At 62.6% G+C, this 22,846-nt stretch carries 17 protein-coding genes; 15 read left to right on the top strand and 2 right to left on the bottom strand.

All coding sequences use genetic code 11. The features are described 5' to 3' along the window. Positions 1-9 precede the first annotated feature (9 nt). Entirely contained in the window at positions 10-924 is a 915-nt protein-coding gene (locus CX511_RS15250; protein ID WP_045183434.1) for a LysR family transcriptional regulator, read from the bottom strand. A 301-nt stretch (positions 925-1,225) separates the two neighbouring features. Here CX511_RS15250 and speB point away from each other — a divergent pair, with 301 nt between their 5' ends. From speB to lipA, 13 genes are all read left to right on the top strand, one after another. Next, on the top strand, positions 1,226-2,197 hold the full coding sequence (gene speB, locus CX511_RS15245; protein ID WP_045183031.1) for an agmatinase: 972 nt from the start codon (positions 1,226-1,228) through the stop codon (positions 2,195-2,197). 14 nt (positions 2,198-2,211) lie between these two features. Continuing rightward, positions 2,212-3,720 carry an aldehyde dehydrogenase family protein gene (locus CX511_RS15240; protein ID WP_045183028.1) on the top strand — a complete coding sequence of 503 codons (1,509 nt, stop codon included), beginning with the start codon at positions 2,212-2,214 and terminating at the stop codon, positions 3,718-3,720. Positions 3,721-3,817: 97 nt separating this feature from the next. Next, on the top strand, positions 3,818-3,997 hold the full coding sequence (locus CX511_RS15235) for a hypothetical protein (protein ID WP_045183432.1): 180 nt from the start codon (positions 3,818-3,820) through the stop codon (positions 3,995-3,997). Beyond that, positions 3,994-5,463, top strand: coding sequence for a cytosine permease (locus tag CX511_RS15230; RefSeq protein ID WP_045183025.1), 1,470 nt, complete (start codon positions 3,994-3,996; stop codon positions 5,461-5,463). The genes CX511_RS15235 and CX511_RS15230 overlap by 4 nt, the downstream gene beginning before the upstream one ends. A gap of 4 nt (positions 5,464-5,467) precedes the next feature. Further along, complete coding sequence (gene betA / locus CX511_RS15225) at positions 5,468-7,153, top strand: choline dehydrogenase (RefSeq protein WP_045183024.1); 1,686 nt, start codon at positions 5,468-5,470, stop codon at positions 7,151-7,153. A 420-nt stretch (positions 7,154-7,573) separates the two neighbouring features. Continuing rightward, a complete protein-coding gene (cycA, locus tag CX511_RS15220) occupies positions 7,574-8,992 on the top strand; it encodes a D-serine/D-alanine/glycine transporter (RefSeq protein ID WP_045183023.1) in 1,419 nt (472 codons plus the stop codon). 81 nt (positions 8,993-9,073) lie between these two features. Beyond that, positions 9,074-10,603, top strand: a complete 1,530-nt coding sequence (gene gcsR / locus CX511_RS15215; RefSeq protein ID WP_101293502.1) for a transcriptional regulator GcsR — start codon at positions 9,074-9,076, stop codon at positions 10,601-10,603. Positions 10,604-10,867: 264 nt separating this feature from the next. Continuing rightward, positions 10,868-11,245: a glycine cleavage system protein GcvH gene (gene gcvH, locus CX511_RS15210; protein ID WP_045183018.1), complete on the top strand. Its 378-nt coding sequence runs from the start codon at positions 10,868-10,870 to the stop codon at positions 11,243-11,245. Positions 11,246-11,259: 14 nt separating this feature from the next. Beyond that, positions 11,260-14,130 carry an aminomethyl-transferring glycine dehydrogenase gene (gene gcvP, locus CX511_RS15205; RefSeq protein ID WP_101293501.1) on the top strand — a complete coding sequence of 957 codons (2,871 nt, stop codon included), beginning with the start codon at positions 11,260-11,262 and terminating at the stop codon, positions 14,128-14,130. Between the two features lie 62 nt (positions 14,131-14,192). Then, positions 14,193-15,446 (top strand): serine hydroxymethyltransferase, encoded by a 1,254-nt coding sequence (gene glyA / locus CX511_RS15200; protein ID WP_045183014.1) that lies wholly within the window; start codon positions 14,193-14,195, stop codon positions 15,444-15,446. A 27-nt stretch (positions 15,447-15,473) separates the two neighbouring features. Continuing rightward, complete coding sequence (locus CX511_RS15195; protein WP_101293500.1) at positions 15,474-16,850, top strand: L-serine ammonia-lyase; 1,377 nt, start codon at positions 15,474-15,476, stop codon at positions 16,848-16,850. 9 nt (positions 16,851-16,859) lie between these two features. Beyond that, positions 16,860-17,984, top strand: coding sequence for a glycine cleavage system aminomethyltransferase GcvT (gene gcvT / locus CX511_RS15190; RefSeq protein ID WP_045183009.1), 1,125 nt, complete (start codon positions 16,860-16,862; stop codon positions 17,982-17,984). Between the two features lie 24 nt (positions 17,985-18,008). Next, positions 18,009-18,998, top strand: coding sequence for a lipoyl synthase (lipA, locus tag CX511_RS15185; RefSeq protein WP_231353306.1), 990 nt, complete (start codon positions 18,009-18,011; stop codon positions 18,996-18,998). Positions 18,999-19,338: 340 nt separating this feature from the next. Here the strand turns inward: lipA and CX511_RS15180 are convergent, their stop codons facing one another. Then, a complete protein-coding gene (locus CX511_RS15180) occupies positions 19,339-19,893 on the bottom strand; it encodes a YdeI/OmpD-associated family protein (RefSeq protein ID WP_101293499.1) in 555 nt (184 codons plus the stop codon). Between the two features lie 334 nt (positions 19,894-20,227). Here CX511_RS15180 and CX511_RS15175 point away from each other — a divergent pair, with 334 nt between their 5' ends. Both CX511_RS15175 and CX511_RS15170 read left to right on the top strand, forming a co-directional pair. Then, positions 20,228-21,811: a DUF3300 domain-containing protein gene (locus tag CX511_RS15175; RefSeq protein WP_101293498.1), complete on the top strand. Its 1,584-nt coding sequence runs from the start codon at positions 20,228-20,230 to the stop codon at positions 21,809-21,811. Between the two features lie 14 nt (positions 21,812-21,825). Continuing rightward, entirely contained in the window at positions 21,826-22,716 is an 891-nt protein-coding gene (locus CX511_RS15170) for a DUF2950 domain-containing protein (protein ID WP_045183002.1), read from the top strand. Positions 22,717-22,846 lie beyond the last annotated feature (130 nt).

Here is a 22,846-nt window from a genome sequence, read left to right as displayed (position 1 = left end):
GGCGAAGGCTCAGCCGAGCCCCGGTTGTTGCGTGCAAGCGTTCAGGTCTTCGAGGAACGCTTGCAGGATCGGTGGCGGCGATACACCGCGTCGGGTGATGACATCGAACGGAGAGGTCAGGTCCAGCGTGCTGGCACCCAGGCGGCGCATTTCTCCGGTCTTGACCCACTGCTCGGCGAAATGTACCGGCAGAAAGCCGATGTAGGCGCCGGAGATGATCAGGATCGCGGCTGCCTCGATGTTCTCGACGGTGGCCGCGGCCTTGGTCATGCCCAGTTGCTCCAGGTCGTACTCATTCATGTAGCCGCGCACGACGATCCGACAGGCGCGAACGTCTTCAAGCAGGCGGCCGTTCGTGGCATGGCTGGCGTGCAGCGGATGGCGGCGGCCACAGTAGAGTCCCAGGGCTTCGTCGTAGAGGGGCAGGTAGGACAGCCCTGACACGCGCAGGGGGAAGTGACCGATGGCCAGGTGCAAGCGCCCGTCCAGTACACGTTCCTCCAGTTCTGCGGGGGTACCGATGTAGATATGCAGGTGGGCGTCGTGGCCGCGCGAGACAAAACGCTGGGTGGTACGCGGCAGCGGCGAGTCGGGGTCGGTCAAGGTGGAGTCGATAATACCCAGGTTGAGCTTGCCGCTGATGTGCTGTTTGAGCACGTCGGCATCCTGGCAGAAGCTCTCCACCGCACTGAGCAGACGCACAGTGGCCTCATGGATGGCTACACCTTGCTCGGTGAGACGAAAGCCACTGCGCCCGCGTTGGCAGAGTTTGACCCCCAAGCGGGTTTCCAGGTGTGTCATCTGCTCGCTGATAGTCGACTGGCCAGCATTCAGTGCGGCCTGCGCCGCGGAAAAGCCACCGCACCTGACAATGGTGGTGAATACCCTGAGCAGTTTCAGATCAACATCGTGGAGCTGAATCACCATGGCCTCCCGGCCGGGCGTCACATCGTGGCTGCTGATATGAACGCACGGGCATTGTTGTTTTTTCCAAGCTAACCATGTGCATGTGTCGACCGCAATGCCTGATGCCTGAAAATGCGTTTGGCTGCAGTGGCGGTGTTTTGCTGGCAAACGACATCCCTATGGATACTTCGGATTCGACGATGTAGGCATCTGCACTTGCGCATTTTTCCCTGTCCGGCCTGCCGCCATAGTGGCTGCAACGGTGGTCGAGCAGTCGCCCCGTCTCCTGACCAGAACAATAACGTGGAGAAACTCGAACATGGCAAAGCACGGGTATGAATCCGGCCGTCTGAACCTGCCCTTCGTGGGCCATTGCACCTTCGCCAAATCACCCATTTGCACCGACTGGGCTGCGATCAATGCCGACGTGGCGATCCTTGGCGCGCCCAACGACATGGGTACCCAATGGCGTTCAGGCGCACGTTTTGGACCTCGCGGCATCCGCGAGGCATCGACGCTGTTCTCCTTCGGCCATGCCGGCGCCTACGATTTTGAAGATGACGCCACCTACCTGACCGATGACCAGCTGCGCATGGTTGATGTCGGCGATGCCGATATCGTCCATACCGACATGGCCACTAGCAACGCCAACATCGAGTCGGCCGTGCGCCAGATTCTCGCGGCAGGTGCCATGCCCGTGGTCCTGGGCGGTGATCACTCGATCCACGCCCCGGTGATCAAGGCGTTCGAAGGACGTGGGCCGATCCACATCGTGCATTTTGATGCCCACCTGGACTTCGTTGATGAGCGCCACGGCGTGCGCTATGGCCACGGCAGCCCGCTGCGCCGCGCTTCGGAGCTGGACCACATCGTCGGCATGACCCAGATGGGTATTCGCAACGTGTCGTCCTCCAACCGCGACGACTACGACGCCGCCCGCGAAGCCGGGTCTCAGATCCTCTCGGTACGCGACGTGCGGCGCCTGGGCTGTGAGGGGGTGATGGCGAAAATTCCCGAAGGCCGCGACTACTACATCACCATCGACATCGACGGTTTCGACCCGTCCATTGCCCCTGGCACGGGGACCCCAAGCCATGGCGGTTTCTACTACTACGAAGTGCTGGAAATCATCCAGGCTCTGGCCCGGCGCAGCCAGGGCCGGATCGTCGGCATGGACCTGGTGGAAGTGGCGCCGGCCTATGACCCGGCCGGCGTCACCTCGATCCTCGCTGCGCAACTGCTGATGAACAGCATCGGCTTCATCTTCCATGCGCGCGCCAACGCTCGCTGATCCGGAGAATCCCCGTGGACAACAAGGTAAAAGCCTACCTGCAGGCCTTCGGCGTTTCCGAGGCGACCCAACGATTCCTGTCCAAGCCGCAGCGCATGTTCATCGCTGGTGCCTGGCTTGAGGCCAGTGACGGCGCCAGCGCCGAAGTCATCGAGCCTTCCACCGAAGGCGTGTTGACGCGTATCCCGATGGGAACCGCCGAAGACCTCGACCGCGCGGTACGTGCCGCGCGTGCGCAGTTCGACGGCGGCCCCTGGAGCCAGCTCAAGCCACTGGAACGCGAACGCCTGATCCATCGGCTGGCTGACCTGATCGACGCTAATGGTGACGAGCTGGCACAGATCGAGTCCATCGACATGGGCAAATCGGTCGCCCAGGCACGCGCCGTGGATATCCAAGGCACGGTCGATACGCTGCGCTACTTCGCCGGCTGGGCCAGCAAGATCCATGGACGCACCGTCGAGCCCTCGCTGCCAGGCAACTACCTGGCCTACACCCGCAAGGAAGCGGTGGGTGTGGTGGGTGCCATCGTGCCTTGGAATTTCCCGTTGCAGACCATGGCTTGGAAGCTCGGTGCGGCCCTGGCGACCGGCTGCACTGTGGTGGTCAAACCGGCTGAGTTGACCTCGCTGTCTGCCCTGCGTTTTGCCGAGCTGGTGCAGGAGGCGGGCATTCCCGACGGCGTGCTGAACATCGTCACCGGGCGCGGCAGCGTGGTCGGCACAGCGATGTCCACTCACCCGGGCATCGACAAGCTGAGCTTTACCGGTTCCACGCCGGTGGGCTGCTCGGTGGGCAAGGCAGCGATGGACCAGATGAAACGTCTGACCCTCGAACTCGGTGGCAAGTCGCCGGTGATCGTGTTTGCCGATGCCGATATCGAGGCGGCGGCCGAGGCAGTCGCCAACGGTGTGTTCTTCAACTCGGGGCAGGTCTGCGACGCCGGTACCCGCGCCTATGTCGAGCGCAGCATCTACCCCGCGTTCCTCGAGGCGCTGGCCAGGTACACCGCCACCCTGAAGATCGCCCCGGGCCTGGACCCGGACTGTTTCATCAGCCCCATGGTCTCGCGTCAGCAACAGCAGCGGGTGCTGGACTACATCGCCCTGGGCAAGGCCGAAGGCGCGCAGCTGTATTACGGTGGCGAGCCGCTCGAGGGCCCAGGCTTCTTTGTGCAACCGACGATCTTTGCGAACTGCAACAACGACATGCGTACCGTGCGCGAGGAGATTTTCGGCCCAGTGCTGGTGACCCAGCCTTTCGACAGCCAGGAGCAGGCGCTGGCCCTGGCCAACGATTCGGTGTATGGCTTGGCGGCGGCGATTTACTCCAATGACCTGGGCAGGGTCCACGGCCTGATTCCACAGTTGCGTGCCGGCACGGTCTACGTCAATGCCCACAGCACCCTCGACCCTTCGATGCCATTCGGTGGCTACAAGCAGTCGGGCTATGGCAAGGACATGGGCGCTGAACAACTGGAGTTCTTCCTGGAGACCAAGGCGGTCTGGATCACCTTGCCCTGAGGAACAGGGCAAATCTGCGTCGCTGACGGTTGGCGGGCGACGCAGGTTTTTCACATGCATCGTATTTCAAGAACAAGAACCTATCGAGGTGATGCTCATGAACAGCCAAGTGGATGTAGAGCGTGCGCAAGACCTGGACAGGCGCATACGCGCCTATGAAGAACTGGAGAGCAGGGCGGATTGGCCCGGAGCATTGAGCACTGGTGATTTCCTCGCGCTGACCCTGCTGACGCTGGTGATGGTCGCCGGGGCGTACTTCCTGGGAGGCCATCCATGAACCCGTCCAGAGAGCAGGAGTTTCGCCTGAGCGCCGAACGTGGCGATACCCCGTTGCTGCCCAGCGAACGGGTGTGGGGTTTCTGGGGCTTTGCCTATGCCAACTCGGCGTTGGCGGTGGCCACCTGGGTGTTTCTGATCGGTGGCGCCACCGCGCTGTTCGTCGGGCCTTTGCAAGGCATCAGTGCGATTGTCATCGGTAACATCATCGGTGTGATTCTCGCCGCGTCATCCACCTGCCTACCGTGCGGCAAATACGGTGTTGAGCAATTCACGTACCTGCGCAGTATGTTTGGCCTCAACGGCAGTCGCCTGGTCTATGTGCTGTCGGTGGTGGTGCTGACCATGGGTTGGCTGGCGGTGCTGGGGCTGATGTGCGGGCGGGCGCTGGACAACCTGGAGACCCTGGTGCAGCACAGCCAGCCCAACAGCGACGACTGGCTGGTGACGGCGGGCGCCTTGCTGGCCATCGTCCTCGCGGCACTGGTCGCCATGCGCGGGCCGGACATGATCCGGCGCTTGAGCGCGGTGATCGCGCCGAGCCTGATTTTGATCATGCTGGCGCTGATGTACTTCATTTCCCAGCGCTTGAGCTTCGCCGAACTGCTGGCCATGCCGCCGTTGCAGCCGCCCTTTGCCGACCAGCGCATCAACTTCATGATCGCCGTGGAAATCAACATCGCCGCAGGTTTCTCCTGGTGGCCGTACATCGGTAACCTGTCGCGGTTGTGCAGTAACCAACGCACGGCCTTCTGGCCCAACCTGGTGGGCATTTTCGGCGCCGCCGTACTGGGCGAAAGCGTCAGCCTGTTCGCCGCTTCCACCCTGGGCAGCAGCGACCCTACCGCCTGGATGCGCCTGGCCGGTGGTGTGGGATTCGGCGTGGTGGCGTTGGGCTTTCTGGCGCTGGCTAACCTGACTGGTATGGTCAATATCCTCTACACGGCTGTCATTGGCCTGCGCCAACTGGCCGGGGAGCGCTTGCGCAGCGTGCGCTGGGGGGCGCTGATCGGGCTGTTCTGCGTGATCCCGGTGATCATCGTGCTGTGCTTCCCGGGCATCTACGACGGCTTCTTCATCTTCCTGGTCTGGACCTCGGCGCTGAACAGTGCGCTGGCCGGCATCGGCATCGCCGATTACTTCTTCCTGCGTCATCAGCGTGTGAACCTGCGCCATGTCTATGCCGCGCCAGGTGCGTCGCCCGTGCGTTTCTGCAAGGGCTTCAACCCGATCGCATTGCTGGCGCTGGTGGCGGGGTTCGCGATCTACGTGGTGGTGTTCAACCCGCAGACGCTGGCCAACACCAGCTTCTTCACCTTCGCTACCGCCTCGCTGCCGTCCTGCCTGCTGGCCGGGCTGGTTCACTACGGGCTGACCCGACTGCTGGCCACGCGGCTGGGCTGGGGCGGCTACTCCAAGGGCAATGCACGCACCATCGAGGCCGCAGGCTTCGGCGCAAAGGACTAAAACCATGAACAAGCGATACGACTACATCATCATCGGTGCGGGCTCTGCCGGCTGCGTTCTGGCCAACCGCCTGACCGAGGACGCCGGTACTTCGGTGCTGGTCCTGGAGTTCGGCGGCAGCGACCGCAGCGTGCTGATCCAGATGCCCAGTGCGTTCTCGTTGCCGATGAACACCAAGAAGTACAACTGGCGTTACGAGACCGTCGCCGAGCCGCACCTGGACGGTCGCCGCCTGCACTGCCCGCGCGGCAAGGTGCTTGGCGGTTCCTCCTCGATCAACGGTCTGGTCTATATCCGCGGCCATGCCTGTGACTTCGACGAATGGGAAAGCCTGGGTGCGAAAAATTGGGGCTATCGAAATTGCCTGCCGTATTTCAAGCGCGCCGAGACCTACAAGTTCGGTGGCGATGACTATCGCGGCGGCGCCGGCCCCCTGGCCACCAACAACGGCAACAACATGCAGAACCCGTTGTACGGCGCCTGGGTGGAGGCCGGTGCCGAGGCCGGCTACATCAAGACCGACGATTGCAATGGCTACATGCAGGAAGGCTTTGGGGCCATGCACATGACGGTCAAGGACGGCGTACGCTGGTCCACCGCCAATGCCTACCTGCGCCCGGCCATGACCCGGCCCAACCTGACCGTCGTCACCCATGCCATGACCCGGCGCATCCTGCTCGACGGCAAGCGTGCGGTGGGCGTGGAGTACGACGAGGGCGGCCAGACCCACAAGGTCTATTGCAACCGTGAGGTGCTGGTATCGTCCGGTCCGATTGGCTCGCCGCACCTGTTGCAGCGCTCAGGGATAGGCCCGCAAGCGGTGCTGAAAAAGGCCGGTATTGAGGTCCGCCACGACCTGCCAGGGGTCGGCGAAAACCTTCAGGACCATTCGGAAATCTACATCCAGTACGCCTGCAAGGAGCCGGTGACGCTCAACGGCAAGATGAACCTGCTGGGCAAGGCGCTGATCGGCCTGCGCTGGTTGCTGTTCAAAGACGGCCTGGGTGCCAGTAACCATTTCGAGGCGGGCGGTTTCATCCGCTCGAGCAAGGGGCTGCGTTGGCCGGACATCCAGTTTCACTTCCTGCCGGCAGCGATGCGTTACGACGGTGACAAACCGTTCAAGGGCCACGGTTTCATGGTGCTGACCGGGCCAAACAAGCCCAAGAGCCGTGGCCACGTGCGGGCGCTGTCGGCGGACCCTTATCAGCACCCGGAAATCCGCTTCAACTACCTGGAGAGCGAAGCCGACCGTGAGGGCTTCCGTCGCTGCGTGCGCCTGACCCGGGAAATCATCGCCCAGCCGGCCATGGATCGCTTCCGCGGCGAAGAGCTGGCACCAGGGCCGCAGGTGCAGACCGATGAACAGATCGACGCCTTCGTACGCGCCAACATGGAAAGTACCATGCACCCCTGTGGCTCCTGCCGCATGGGCGAGGATGACATGGCAGTGGTCGACTCCTCACTGCGCGTACGTGGCCTGCAGGGGCTGCGGGTGATCGACTCTTCAGTGTTCCCCAGCGAGCCCAACGGCAACCTCAATGCGCCGACCATCATGCTTGCCGAACGTGCCGCCGACCTGGTGCGCGGGCGCGAGCCGCTGGCGCCGGCCACTGTTCAGGTGGGCCTGGTCGAAGGGTGGGAGGACGATCAGCGCAGTCGGGCGCCGATGCGCAAGGTTCGCGCCTGACGTTGGGTAGCCGCTGCCGTGAGGCTGCGACCGGCCGTGCAACGGCCGTAAAACGGGTCACGCCGTACTTCGAACCAGCGAGGGTGACCCGATTGCGACTGCTCTGCAGTCGATCGCAGCCTCGTTCCTCGGCCGCGGCTACTGGGGGACTGTTCAATGCGGACTGAATGCGTTCCATTGGAGCGAAACCGCTACAGTGGGGCCGAGCACAGGGTTCACGACGCTTTAGCGCCAGTGGGCAGCCTGATTCACGACGGTTTATGGAGTGACTTCATTACACCCACTACCTACAACGCCGCCTAAAACCACGCGTTTTCGCTTGGCATAGACCTTGCTCTTTCATTGGCACTCCGCCGCACTGGCTGAGGTGTTTGAACTTGTGACGTTATAAAAACAATTAAACTAGCAAGGTAAAGCCTAATGAAAAACTCGACGCTGGGTCCGCCTGACAGCGAAGCGCACGAACTCCAACGTAATCTTTCCAACCGCCATATCCAGTTGATCGCCATTGGCGGTGCCATCGGCACTGGCCTGTTCATGGGCTCTGGCAAGACCATCAGCCTGGCAGGGCCCTCGATCATCTTTGTCTACATGATCATTGGCTTCATGCTGTTCTTTGTGATGCGGGCCATGGGCGAGTTACTGTTGTCCAACCTCAAGTACAAGTCGTTCATTGATTTCTCCGCTGATCTCCTGGGGCCCTGGGCAGGGTTTTTCACCGGCTGGACGTATTGGTTCTGCTGGATAGTGACCGGCATTGCCGATGTGATTGCGATCTCCGCCTATTCACAGTTCTGGTTCCCGGATATCCCGCAATGGTTGCCGGCACTCAGTTGTGTTGGCCTGCTGCTTTCGCTCAACCTGCTGACCGTCAAGATGTTCGGTGAACTGGAATTCTGGTTCGCCATGATCAAGATCGTGGCCATTTGCGCCTTGGTCTGCACCGGCCTTTACATGGTGGTTGCGGCCTACCAGTCGCCTGCTGGCGATGTCGCGTCGCTGGCCAACCTGTGGAATGACGGCGGCATGTTTCCCCACGGCGCCATGGGCTTCTTTGCCGGTTTCCAGATTGCGATCTTTGCCTTTGCCGGGATCGAACTGGTGGGTACCACCGCCGCCGAAACCAAGAACCCTGAACGCAACCTGCCACGGGCGATCAATTCGATTCCGCTGCGCATCATCGTGTTCTATGTGTTCGCCTTGATCGCGATCATGGCGGTTACGCCGTGGCGCGATGTCGTTGCCAACAAGAGCCCCTTTGTCGAGCTGTTTGTCCTGGCCGGTTTGCCGGCGGCTGCCGGGATCATCAACTTCGTGGTGCTCACCTCTGCCGCGTCTTCGGCAAACAGTGGTGTGTTTTCCACCAGCCGCATGCTCTACGGCCTGGCCGTGGATGGCGATGCGCCGGGCAAGTTCAAGGCGTTGTCCCGCCGCGCAGTGCCTTCCAACGGGCTGATTTTCTCTTGTGTTTGCCTGTCGGCGGGGGCGCTGGTGATCTACTTGGTGCCTAACATGCTCGATGCGTTCACCCTGATCACCACGGTGTCGGCGATCCTGTTCATGTGCGTCTGGTCGATGATCCTGCTGTCGTACCTGGCATACCGCAAGCAGCGCGACCACCTGCATCGCGCTTCGAAATACCGGATGCCGGGCGGCATTGTCATGAGCTGGGCTTGCCTGGTGTTCTTTGTTGCCATGCTGGCCTTGCTGGCGCTGGAAGACGACACCCGTAAAGCGTTGGTCTTCGTGCCGGTCTGGTTCGTCATCCTCGGCCTGGCTTACCGATCGATGCGCCAGAAAAAGTCGCAGGGCGTGCAGTTGTCCTACGACGCGGATTGATCGCCACATGCAGGCGTTAACTCGGGGGGACGGCACAACGGGGCCGTCCCCCCGTCGTCTTTGTACAACCAGGGAGCCGTCATGCGCATTCACGTCACCTTCATCGACCGCGTAGGCATTACTCAGGAGATCCTGGCATTGCTGGGCGCACGCAACCTCAACCTGGACGCGGTGGAAATGATCCCGCCCAACGTCTATATCGATGCGCCGGCGCTGTCACAGGCTGTGCTGGACGAACTTAATGATGCCTTGCTGCGGGTGATCGGGGTCCAGGCGGTGGAGCTTGTAGACTTTCTCCCTGGCCAGCGCCGGCACTTGCAGTTGGAGGCGTTGCTCGCGGCGATGAGCGATCCGGTACTGGCGGTGGACCCCGGTGGCCATGTGTTGCTGGCCAACCCCACGCTGGTCAGCCTCGTCGGCCGCGAGCCAGCCGGTGAGCCGTTGTCCAGGCTGTTCGCCGAACCCGACCTGGCGCAGACCCTGATTGCCAAGGGCTTTCGCCTGCCCATGTGCGAGGTGAGTTTGCAGGGCCAGGCACTGTTGCTGGAAGCCACGCCCATCAGCGGTGGGGCCGACGCCTTGGTGGGTGGCCTGCTAACCCTGTACCCACCCAGCCGTATCGGTGAGCGTCTGGCGTCGCTGTTGCACGACCATGCCGAGGGGCTGCAGGCGCTGCTGGGCGACTCGGCGCCGCTCAAGGAGCTCAAGGCGCGCCTGCACAAGGTGGCGAGTCTGGAGGCGCCGGTGTTGATCCAGGGCGAAACCGGGACGGGCAAAGAGCTGGTAGCGCGTGCTTGCCATGCATTGAGCGTGCGTCGCGATGCGTCCTTCCTGGCACTGAACTGTGCGGCGCTGCCGGAGAGCCTGGCCGAGAGCGAGCTGTTCGGCTACGCCGCTGGCGCGTTTACCGGCGCCCAGCGCGGCGGCAAGCCGGGCCTGCTGGAACTGGCCGACGGCGGCACGGTGTTCCTCGATGAAGTGGGCGAAATGTCACCTTACCTGCAGGCCAAGCTACTGCGCTTTCTTAGTGACGGCAGCTTTCGCCGGGTGGGCGGCGGCGGTGAGGTGCGGGTGAATGTACGGGTGGTGTGCGCGACGCACCGCAACCTGGAAAACATGGTGCTCGAAGGCGGCTTTCGTGAAGACCTTTATTACCGCCTCAACGTGCTCAACCTGATGGTGCCGCCGCTGCGCGAGCGCGGGCGAGACATCCTGTTGCTCGCCGAGCATTTCCTGCGTCAGGCCTGCGCGCAGATCCAGCGCTCGCCGTGCCGGCTGGCGCTGGCCACCCATCCGTTGCTGCTGGGCAATCGCTGGGCGGGCAACGTGCGCCAGTTGCAGAACGTAATTTTCCGCGCCGCAGCCATCAGCGAAGGGGAGGTGATCGATTGCGACAACCTGGAGCTGGCTGGTACAGCCCTGAGCAACCAGCAGCCCGATGCACCGCAAGTCACCAGCCTGGAAGCGGCTGTGCAGGGTTTCGAAAAGTCGCTGCTGGAGACGATGTATGCCGCTTATCCCTCAACCCGGCAACTGGCGGTGCGCCTGCAGACGTCGCACACGGCCATCGGCCAGCGTTTGCGTAAATACGGCATTGCCAGCCGGGTCTAGTCGCTGGCCTGGTTCGATATCGCTCCACTGGAGTCATTACGCTCCAGTTGGGCCTGAGCCGCAGCGCCATTGGCCCATCCCGTCACGGTTGGCTGCGGGGTTCAGGCAGTGGAGCGAAATGGCTCCACTGCAACGGCTTCAGATTGAATGGTTTTTAAGGTTAACGCATTGAAATAAAAGACTTTTATTAAGTTGGCATTGCCCTTGCTCCTGTATCAATCAGTCCTGCACCAGGACCCACCTGATAACAAGAGAGGAAGATCGATGAGCACGCTGCGTTTTACTCCCGAACACGAATGGCTGCGCCTGGAAGCGACGGGCGAGTTGACCGTCGGCATTACCACCTACGCCCAGGAGGCTCTGGGTGACGTGGTGTTCGTGCAGTTGCCGGAGCCGGGCAAGTACGAGGAGGGCAATGAGGTCGCGGTGTTGGAATCGGTCAAGGCCGCCAGCACGATCAGCATGCCCCTGAGCGGAACCGTAGTGGCGGCTAACCAGGCCCTGGCCGATGACCCTGAGCTGGTCAATGCCTCGCCGATGCAGGACGGTTGGTTCTTTCGCATCCAGGTCGCCAACCTGGCCGACCTCGACACGTTGATGGACCAGGATGGCTACGACCGCTTCCTGGCCGACAACGCCTGAGCCAGGGGGCCGACATGACCCATGCATCGATCCCACTGACAACCAACAACGAGTTCATCGCCCGTCACATCGGCCCACGCGCGGACGACATCGACGCGATGCTGGCGTTAATCGGTCATGACAGCCTCGACGGCCTGATCGACAGCGTCATTCCTGACAGCATCAAGGGCACCAGCGTGCTCGCGCTGAGCGAAGGGCAGGGCGAGGCCGAGGCGCTGGCCTCGCTCAAGGCTATCGCTGCAAAGAACCAGCGGTTTCGCAATCACATCGGTCAGGGCTATTACCCTTGCCACACACCGACGCCGATCCTGCGCAACCTGCTGGAGAACCCGGCCTGGTACACGGCCTACACACCCTACCAGCCGGAGATTTCCCAGGGTCGGCTGGAAGCGCTGCTGAACTTCCAGACCCTGATCAGCGACCTGACCGGTATGGAAATCGCCAACGCCTCGTTGCTCGATGAAGCCACCGCCGCCGCCGAAGCCATGACCTTCTGCAAGCGCCTGGCGAAGCGCAAGGCTCCAGCGTTTTTCGTTTCGCAGCAGTGTCACCCGCAAACCCTCGACGTACTGCGCACCCGTGCCGAGCCACTGGGTATCGAGGTGGTCATCGGCGATGAGTCGGCCTTGCTTGAGCAGGACCTTGAGGGCTATTTCGGTCTGTTGCTGCAATACCCGGCCAGCACTGGCGCTATCGTTGACCATCGAGCCCTGGTGCAGCGCGCCCATACCGCTGGTGCGCTGGTGGCGGTGGCCGCTGACCTACTGGCCCTGACCTTGCTGAGCGCACCCGGTGAATTCGGTGCCGACGTGGTTGTGGGCAGCGCCCAGCGTTTTGGCGTGCCGCTGGGCTTTGGTGGCCCGCACGCGGCGTTCTTTGCCACGCGCGACAGCTTTAAGCGCGACATGCCCGGGCGCTTGGTCGGCGTGTCCATCGACCGCTTCGGCAAACCGGCCCTGCGCCTGGCCATGCAGACCCGCGAGCAACACATTCGCCGTGAGAAGGCCACCAGCAACATCTGCACCGCGCAGGTGCTGCTGGCCAACATCGCCAGCATGTACGCGGTCTACCATGGCCCGCAAGGCCTGGCGCAGATCGCCCGGCGTGTGCATCGGCTGACGGCGATTCTGGTGCGAGGGTTGCAGCAACTCGGACACCAGGTCGAGCAGCAGCACTTTTTCGACACCGTCAGTGTGGTGACCGCCGGTCCTGTGGCCGAAGTGCTGAGCGCCGCCAATGCGGCGGGCCTGAATCTGCGGCCGATTGACTCGCAGCGGCTTGGCGTGTCGCTGGATGAAACCTGCGAGCAGGCAGCCGTCGAGGCCCTGTGGCAGGTCTTCGCAGCGCCTGCACAGGCGCTTCCGGATTTCGCCGCCCTGGCCGTCGACGCAGGCGACAGTCTGCCGTCGCACCTGCTGCGCCAGACACCGTTCCTGCAACATCAGGTGTTCAACCGCTACCATTCGGAAACCGAACTGATGCGCTACCTGCGGCGTCTGGCCGACAAGGACCTGGCCCTGGACCGCAGCATGATCGCATTGGGCTCCTGCACCATGAAGCTCAACGCCGCCAGTGAAATGATCCCGATCACCTGGCCCGAGTTCGGCGCCTTGCACCCGTTCGCCCCGGCCGAGCAGGCGCGGGGTTACCGCCAACTGACCGATGAGCTGGAGGCCATGCTCTGCGCCGCCACCGGCTATGACGCCATGTCCCTGCAGCCCAATGCCGGTTCGCAAGGTGAGTACGCAGGCCTCCTGGCGATCCGTGCCTATCACGCCAGCCGTGGCCAGGCGCAGCGTGATGTCTGCCTGATTCCGTCGTCGGCCCATGGTACCAACCCGGCCACGGCGCAGATGGCCGGCATGCGTGTGGTGGTGGTCAACTGCGACGCGCGCGGCAACGTCGATGTGGCAGACCTGCAACGCAAGGCCGAGCAGCACCGGGATTGCCTGGCGGCGTTGATGATCACCTATCCCTCGACCCATGGCGTGTTCGAAGACGGCATCACCCGCATTTGCGACATCATCCATGCGCACGGCGGCCAGGTGTACCTCGACGGTGCCAACATGAATGCCATGGTCGGCCTCTGCGCGCCGGGCAAGTTCGGTGGCGACGTGTCGCACCTGAACCTGCACAAGACCTTCTGCATTCCCCACGGCGGTGGCGGCCCGGGTGTTGGTCCGATTGGCGTCAAGGCACACCTGGCGCCGTTTCTGCCGGGTCACGGTCATATGGAGAGCAAGCAGGGCGCGGTCAGCGCAGCGCCCTATGGCAGTGCCAGCATCCTGCCGATCACCTGGATGTACATCCGCATGATGGGCGGGGAGGGGCTCAAGCGTGCCTCGCAGCTGGCGATTCTCAGTGCCAACTACATCGCCCGGCGCCTGGAGGAGCACTACCCGGTGCTCTACACCGGCGAGAATGGCCTGGTCGCCCATGAATGCATTCTCGACCTGCGCCCGCTCAAGGACAGCAGCGGCATCAGCGTCGAGGACGTGGCCAAGCGCCTGATCGATTTCGGCTTCCATGCCCCGACCATGTCCTTCCCGGTGGCCGGTACCTTGATGGTCGAGCCAACCGAGAGCGAGTCGAAGGAGGAACTGGACCGTTTCTGTGACGCGATGATCTGCATCCGCGAGGAAATTCGTGCAGTCGAAAACGGCATTTTCGACACGCTCGACAACCCGCTGAAAAACGCACCGCATACGGCCAGTGAGCTGGTCGGCGAATGGCCTCATCGTTATGGCCGGGAGCTGGCGGTGTACCCGCTGGCCGATCTGCGCGAGAGCAAGTACTGGCCACCCGTGGGGCGCGTGGACAATGTCTACGGCGACCGCAACCTGGCGTGCGCCTGCCCACCGATGTCGATCTATCAAGACGCTTGATTGCCCAGGCCCGGACGTGGTCCGGGCCTTGCCTGCCCACCGAACAAGAAGGAAATACACGCATGTTCCATAAAAGCCTGACCCTCTCCGATGTCGACCCTGCATTGTCCGCCGCCATCCGCGCCGAGGCACAACGCCAGGAAGACCATATCGAGCTGATCGCCTCGGAAAACTACACCAGCCCGCAGGTGATGCAGGCCCAGGGCACCGAGCTGACCAACAAGTACGCCGAAGGTTACCCAGGCAAGCGCTACTATGGCGGGTGCGAGCACGTCGATGTGGTCGAGCAACTGGCCATTGACCGTGCCAAGGCACTGTTCGGCGCAGGCTATGCCAACGTCCAGCCACATTCCGGTTCCCAGGCCAACGCGGCGGTCTACCTGGCTTTGCTGCAGGCCGGCGATACCCTGCTGGGCATGAGCCTGGCCCATGGTGGTCACCTCACCCATGGTGCCAAGGTCAGCGCCTCAGGCAAGCTGTACAACGCCGTACAGTACGGCATCGACGCCAACGGCTTGATCGATTACGACGAGGTAGAGCGCCTGGCCGTCGAGCATCAGCCGAAGATGATCGTGGCGGGTTTCTCTGCCTACTCCAAGACCCTGGATTTTCCACGTTTCCGCCAGATCGCCGACAAGGTCGGCGCCTACCTGTTCGTCGACATGGCCCATGTCGCCGGCCTGGTTGCGGCAGGCTTGTACCCCAATCCGCTGCCATACGCCGATGTCGTCACCACCACCACTCACAAGACCCTGCGCGGGCCACGTGGCGGCTTGATCCTGGCCAAGGCCGACCCTGAGCTGGAGAAGAAGCTCAACTCGGCGGTGTTCCCGGGCGGGCAGGGCGGGCCGCTAATGCATGTGATCGCCGCCAAGGCGGTGTGCTTCAAGGAGGCGCTGGAACCTGCCTTCAAGGATTACCAGTACCAGGTCATCAAGAACGCCCAGGCCATGGCCGACATTTTCCGCCAGCGCGGTTATGACGTGGTCTCCGGGGGCACCGACAACCACCTGTTCCTGGTCAGCCTGATTCGCCAGGGCATCACCGGTAAGGATGCCGACGCCGCGTTGGGCCGGGCGCACATCACGGTGAACAAGAACGCCGTGCCCAATGATCCGCAATCGCCATTCGTGACCTCGGGCCTGCGCATCGGCACCCCGGCGGTGACCACCCGTGGCTTGCAGGTGCCGGAGTGCCGCGCCCTGGCGACCTGGATCTGCGACATTCTCGACCACCTCGGCGATGCCGACGTCGAGGCCCAGGTGGCCCGGCAGGTGACCGAACTGTGCAAACTGTTCCCGGTTTATTCGGCCTGATCCCTGGGTGTGATGGCGGAGGCCTGTATGTCGCTGAGTGTATTTGATCTGTTCAAGGTGGGTATCGGCCCCTCCAGTTCGCACACGGTCGGCCCGATGCGCGCGGCGGCGCGCTTTGCCGAAGGGCTCAGGGATCAGGGGTTGCTGGCCCAGGTGCACAGCGTGCGCGCCGAGCTGTACGGCTCGCTGGGCGCCACCGGCAAAGGCCACGGCAGTGACAAGGCGGTGCTGCTGGGGCTTGAGGGCGAGCATCCGGATACGGTCGAAACCTCCATGGTGGCTGATCGTTTGGGGATGATCCGCCAGCGCGGGACGCTGTTGCTGCTGGGTGAGAAGTGCATCCGCTTCGTCGAGAAAGAACACCTGGCGATGATTCGCAAGCCCTTGCCCTATCACCCCAACGGCATGATCTTGCGCGCCTTCGATGTCGCCGGGCTGCAGCTGTGCAGCCGCGAGTATTACTCGGTGGGGGGCGGCTTTGTGGTGGACGAGGCGGCAATAGGCGTCGATCGCATCGTCGAAGGCCGCACGCCGTTGCGCTTCCCCTTTCTGAGCGGGCGCGAGCTGTTGGCGCAATGCGCCCAGCACGGGCTCTCGATCAGCCAGTTGATGGCCGAGAACGAGACCGCCTGGCGCAGCCCGGCGCAGACGCGCCAAGGCTTGCTGCACATCTGGCAGGTGATGCAGGACTGCGTCAAGGCCGGTTGCCGCACCGAGGGTATCATGCCGGGCGGGCTCAAGGTCAAGCGCCGTGCAGCGGCGCTGCACCGGCAACTGAGCGCCAGTCCCGAAGCGGGCTTGCGCGACAGCCTCTCGGTGCTCGACTGGGTCAACCTTTACGCCCTGGCCGTCAACGAGGAAAACGCCAGCGGTGGGCGGGTGGTCACCGCACCCACCAATGGCGCGGCCGGCATCATCCCGGCGGTGCTGCATTACTACACGCGATTCGTGCCGGGAGCCAACGAGGACGGGGTGGTGCGCTTTCTGCTCACGGCTGCCGCGATCGGCATCCTGTACAAGGAGAACGCCTCGATCTCCGGTGCCGAAGTCGGCTGCCAGGGCGAGGTCGGGGTGGCCTGTTCGATGGCGGCTGGGGCCTTGTGCGAGGTGCTTGGCGGCACGGTGCAGCAAGTAGAGAACGCCGCTGAAATCGGCATGGAGCACAATCTTGGGCTGACCTGCGACCCGATTGGCGGGCTGGTCCAAGTGCCGTGCATCGAGCGCAACGCTATGGGGTCGGTCAAGGCCATCAATGCCGCACGCATGGCCCTGCGCGGAGACGGCCAGCACTTCGTCTCCCTCGACAAGGTGATTCGTACCATGCGCCAGACCGGCGCTGACATGAAAAGCAAATACAAAGAGACTGCCCGCGGCGGGCTGGCGGTCAATATCATCGAATGCTAGGAGTCACCCATGTCCACAGAACAACTCCAACAAACGCCGTTGCAGCGTCTGCACCTGGAACTGGGCGCGCGCATGGTGCCGTTCGCCGGCTACGCCATGCCGGTCCAGTACCCGCTGGGCGTGCTCAAGGAGCATTTGCACACCCGTGAACAAGCCGGCCTGTTCGACGTTTCACACATGGGCCAAATCCGCCTGCGTGGCGCCGGTGCGGCCAAGGCTCTGGAAGCGCTGGTGCCGGTCGATATCATCGACCTGCCGGTGGGGATGCAGCGTTATGCGCTGTTCACCAATGACGAGGGTGGCATCCTCGACGACCTGATGGTTGCCAATCTGGGCAACGACGAGCTGCTGCTGGTGGTCAACGCAGCCTGCAAGGATCAGGACCTGAGCCACTTGAAGCAGCACCTGGAAGGGCACTGCGAGGTCGAGTCTCTGTTCGACAGCCGGGCCTTGCTCGCCCTGCAAGGCCCGGCGGCGGCCAGGGTGCTGGCGCGGCTGGCGCCTCAAGTCGCGAGCATGACCTTCATGCAGTTTGCCAACGTGCGATTGCTCGGTGTCGACTGCTACGTCAGCCGCTCCGGTTACACCGGTGAGGATGGATACGAAATCTCCGTGCCGGCAGAGGCCGCACACAGCCTGGCCCGTTCGCTGCTGGCCGAGCCCGAGGTCGAGGCCATCGGTCTGGGGGCCCGTGATTCGCTGCGCCTGGAGGCCGGATTGTGCCTGTACGGCCATGACATGGAACGGCGCACCACACCGATTGAGGCCAGCCTGACCTGGGCAATTTCCAAGGTTCGGCGCGCCGACGGCGAGCGCGCCGGTGGCTTCCCCGGTGCCGAACGGATATTTGCCCAGCAGCGCGAAGGTGTGCCCAGCAAGCGCGTCGGCCTGCTGCCAAAAGAGCGGGTACCGGTGCGCGAAGGGGCGCTGATCGTCGATGCCCAAGAGCAGGTGATCGGTCGTGTCACCAGCGGTGGATTTGGCCCGAGCCTGGGTGGGCCGCTGGCGATGGGCTATGTGCAGAGCGAGCAGGCGGCGCTGGGCAGTGAAGTCTTTGCCCAGGTGCGCGGTAAGCTCGTGCCGATGATCGTGGCCCGCACGCCGTTCGTGGCGCAACGTTACTACCGTGGCTGAAGGCCAGACTGCTGGAGCATGAGCATGAACGAAACCCCGTCTGTCGTCACTCGCCCACAGCCCCTGCAGGCCGGCGTGAAACTGCGCGGTGCCGAGAAGGTGGCGCGTATCCCGGTGAAGATCCTGCCCACCGAAGACGTGCCGCGCAAGCCGGCCTGGATCCGCGTGGAGATTGCCACCTCACCCGAGGTGGCCCGCGTCAAGGCGCTGTTGCGCAAGCACAAACTGCACAGCGTCTGTGAGGAAGCATCCTGTCCGAACCTGGGCGAGTGCTTTTCTGGCGCAACGGCTACGTTCATGATCATGGGCGATATCTGCACCCGACGTTGCCCGTTCTGCGACGTCGGCCACGGCCGACCCAAACCGTTGGACGTCAACGAGCCCAAGAACCTGGCCATTGCCATCGCCGACCTGGGGTTGAAGTATGTGGTCATCACCTCGGTCGACCGCGATGACCTGCGCGACGGTGGCGCCCAGCACTTCGTCGACTGCCTGCGCGAGATCCGCAGGCTTTCGCCGGGTGTTCAGCTGGAGACTCTGGTGCCGGACTACCGGGGGCGTATGGACGCAGCCCTGGCCATCACCGCGCAGGAACCGCCGGATGTGTTCAACCACAACCTGGAAACCGTGCCGCGCCTGTACCGAGCGGCACGGCCAGGGTCGGACTTCGAGTGGTCGCTGGACCTGCTGGAGAACTTCAAGCAAAGGGTCCCGGGAGTGCCAACCAAGTCCGGGCTGATGCTCGGCCTGGGCGAGAGCGATGAGGAGGTGATCGAGGTCATGCGGCGCATGCGCGAGCATCAGGTCGACATGCTGACCCTGGGGCAGTACCTGCAGCCTTCGCGCAGCCATCTGCCGGTGCAGCGTTTCGTGCACCCGGACACCTTTGCCTGGTTGGCGGAGCAAGCGTTGGCGATGGGCTTCAAAAATGTGGCGTCGGGGCCGCTGGTGCGTTCGTCATACCATGCGGATCAACAAGCTGTGCAGGCGGCTCGGGCATCGCTGGTGAAGTAGCCATTGTCGGCGTGCGGCGAAGATCATGTGCAGTTGGCCATCATGCTCTTGGGGGGGCTTATCCATACACTTGGGAAAAGTAGGCAAAACCGCTCGCTCCATTCATACGGCCCTACGCTGCACGCCGGCACCCTCCTGGCGTCGCAGTGCGGCGCCTGAACCTACGCGTATGAAGCTCAAGAGCAATGCAGGGCATGCTTTGGGGGGCTTGCCAACGATGCAGGCCTGGCTGTCCACTGCAATACGTGCGTTCGAAGATAACGCCAGCCTAGGCGCCACCCGTACCCTGGTGACTTCTGAGTTAAAAGGCCGGCTTTAGCCGGGAGCCGATTAGTGCGATTTAAAGATTTTCTGCCTCGGGCGCCCGGAAGGCCTTACTGTAATAGCCGGACGGGTCGAAACAGCACACCTGCTTCTTGCCGGATGCAAGCATATCGCAGGCATTATCAATTCGTTTGGCGCGCGTCTTAAGTTGCTTGGCTGAAGTAATCCAGTGTATCCAGTCTACTCGTGCGATGGTTGTCGTCTTGTTCCAGGCTTTACGGGCCTCAGGAGTGGCTGCCAGTGCCTCCTGAAAATCTGCTGGGATGTCAGGCTCGGGTTCCTTCTTCACAGGGGTCAGCTCTAGTGTAACGGTATCTCCAACAGCCGCGCCTGCGGCTTGGAGTAACGCTCTACTTACTTGTAGCCAATGACTTAGCTGACCATCCGGCTCAAGGGTCGCCTGGAAAGGGTGCCCATTGATCGTACCTTCAACGGTCGTTCTTCCTCGCCTTGGAAGCTGTTCACTCGCGTCCCTTGGCAGTACTACAAATGCCCACGACGTATCATTCCCAGCCCTTGCCGGACGAAGCAGCTTTGCGTCGAATCGGGATTTCACATCGATTGTTGTCATTGCAATGCCTCTATCGAATACGCCTGGCTGTCTTATCCCGTAGGCTTGCCGCCGTGCAGTGTTGCACTATGCAGTGCCAGCCCAACGTCCGCAGGCATATCAGGGCATATCGCGGTGTCGATATCCGGGCTGGGTTGTAGGTGATAGGGAAAACAGATGCTTAAAGAATAGCGGGTAGGTGTAGTTGTACATCCGGCAGCGCATTTTCTCTTCTACGCTGATACTGTTTACGCGCTGCGCAGGGTGTTGCGGGCGTCACTAGCCGAGTCGTTAACCCGTTGGGTGTCAGCGCGCCAACGTTCCATACTGCCGTTTCTCCCAGAGGAGCATCGTCATGTCTGCCTGCCTTCACCGGGCGATTCTACTCACCATCGCCATGCTCGCGCTCCTGGGTTGCTCCGATGAAGATTCGCAGCCCAAGACTGCTGCGGCCACGGCGCCCGCATCGGCCGCACCGGCTACACCGGCCACATCGCCTGCACCGGCCCCTGCGGCCGCGCCAAGCGAGGCGGTGTTCAGCCCTGAGCAGCTTGATCAGATGTTGGCACCGTTGGCGCTGTATCCGGATGCATTGTTGGCTCAGGTGCTGATGGCCACCACCTATCCAGGCAATGTCACCGATGCAGTTGCCTGGTCCAAGGCTCATCCGAACGTCAGCGGTGATGCTGCCGTCAAACAGGTCGCCAACCAGCCTTGGGACCCAAGTGTGCAATCGTTGGTGGCGTTTCCGCAGGTGCTGGACACCCTCGGTCAGGACCCGGCCTGGGTGCAGCGAGTCGGCGATGCGTTTCTCGCCCAGCCCGACGCGGTGATGAATTCGGTGCAGCGCCTGCGCGCTAAGGCCAAGGACGCCGGTCACCTGGAATCGAACGCTCAGCAGACCGTCATTGTGCAACCGGCAAGCGCCCCCGCGGCTGGTACGACCACTGTGGTGCAAGCTGCCGCACCGGCCCAAACCATTGTTATCCAGCCGACCAATCCGCAGGTCGTGTACGTCCCGAGCTACAACCCCAATGTGGCGTATGGCAGTTGGTCCAATCCGTCCTACCCACCGGCGTATTACCCGCCGTCGCCGGCTTATACCATCGGCACGGCGTTGGCGACCGGCTTGGCTTTCGGTGCTGGCATCGCAATCGTCAACTCGCTGTGGGGGGATTGTGACTGGGGGAGCAATGACGTCGATATCAACGTCAATCGCTACAACAACATCAACGCAAACCGCAGGATCAATACCAACGAGAACAAGTGGCAGCACAATCCGCAATACCGCAACGGCGTACCGTACCGTGACCAGGCCAGTCGAGCCCAATACGACCGGCGCTTGCCCGGCAGCGCACAGCGTACAGCCTTGCGCGGCGACACGCCGGCCCGTACTGCAGACCGCGCGCGTGCCCGAGAAAGCCTCGCCCAGCGTGGCATCGAAGCACCGGCAACCAGTAACCTTGAGGCCCGCCAACGCGTGCAGAGTGCTGACCGCGAGCGCGCCCAGCAAAGCCTGCAGCAACATGGCATCGGGCAGTCCGGTAGCGCACGCGAACGCGCCCAGGTTGCCGACCGCCAGCTGAAAAATGACGCTCAGACCCGCGAACGTGCCCAGGCGTCCCTGCAAGATCGCCAACGTGCGCAGGCGTCCTTGCAAGATCGCCAACGTACGCAGGCGTCCTTGCAGAATCGCCAACAAAAGCAGCCAGCGCACAACCAGCAGGTACGCCAGCAGGTGCGCCAGCAACATGCTGGCGCCAAGGCGCCCCGCAATAATGCGTTGGCCGGTGTGCGCGACCCTGCGCCGTCACGCGTCGCGAGCAATCGCGGCCAGGTCAGCCAGCAGAGCCTCAAGCGACCCTCTGCGGCGTCTGCGGGCCACCAGGTGCAACGCCCCGTACGGACACAATCCCACGGTGGCGGCCGTCGCCGTTGAGAGGAGAGTCGGTTATGAATGCTGCAGGTCGATTTGCGCTGGTTCTGCTCCTGTTCTGGACATCCGGCAGTTATGCCCAACAACACTTTCCCAGCGCGGAGAGCGCCGGCGAAGCACTGGTGCAGGCGCTTGCTAACGAGCAGAGCAAAAGCCAACAGTTGGTGAACCTACTCGGCAGCGACTGGAAGAGTTACATCCCAACCGAGAACGTCGACCGCGATGATGTCGACGCCTTTCTTTCTCTCTATCGGGAAAGGCATCTGGTTCAGCTTGACAGCCCGGATCGTGCGCATCTGGTGGTCGGCGAAAAATCCTGGGTGTTTCCGATTCCCATCAAGCACGTTGCCAGCGGTTGGGCATTCGATACCCGAGCCGGTGCCGAAGAAATCCGCCTGCGTCGCATCGGACGCAACGAATTGGCGACCATCCAGGGGGTGCGCGCCTATCACGACGCGCAGATGGATTACGCTGAGGTTGATCGCAATGGCGATGGGGTCCTCGAATACGCGCAGAAGATTCTCAGTAGCGACGGGCAGTTCGATGGCCTGTACTGGCCTGAAGAAGAGGGCGTCGAGGAAAGTCCTCTCGGGCCGCTGTTCGGTGATGCCGCGATAGGCGATGACTGGCACGGCTATCACTACCGCATCCTCACTGCCCAAGGCCCCTCGGCGCCGGGCGGCGCTTATGATTATAAGATCGACGAGCGCATGACGCGCGGCTTTGCCGTGATCGCCTGGCCGACGAAGTATGGAGAAACCGGCGTGATGAGCTTCATGATCAGCCACGACGGTGAAGTATTCGAGAAAGACCTCGGCCGGGACAGCACCAAGAAGGCTGCCGCCATTATGCGTTTCGACCCCGATAGCAGCTGGAGCGAAGTAAAGGACGAGGGCGACGCGCCCTGAACCCGGCGGCTCTGCCCCGTCGTTGAGCACAGCACAGGATGTTGCCGTTGCCCATTGGAAACTACCACTACACTTGTTCCTGCTCCATGGAGCCCCCCGGCACTGACTCACGTTGGAGGTGAGTTTGGTT

Origin of the sequence: Pseudomonas sp. S06B 330 (genome assembly GCF_002845275.2) — a bacterium.
Classification (GTDB): Bacteria; Pseudomonadota; Gammaproteobacteria; order Pseudomonadales; family Pseudomonadaceae; genus Aquipseudomonas.
The sequence above is the reverse complement of the archived record's forward strand: the minus strand, read 5'-3'. Positions and strand labels throughout refer to the sequence as shown.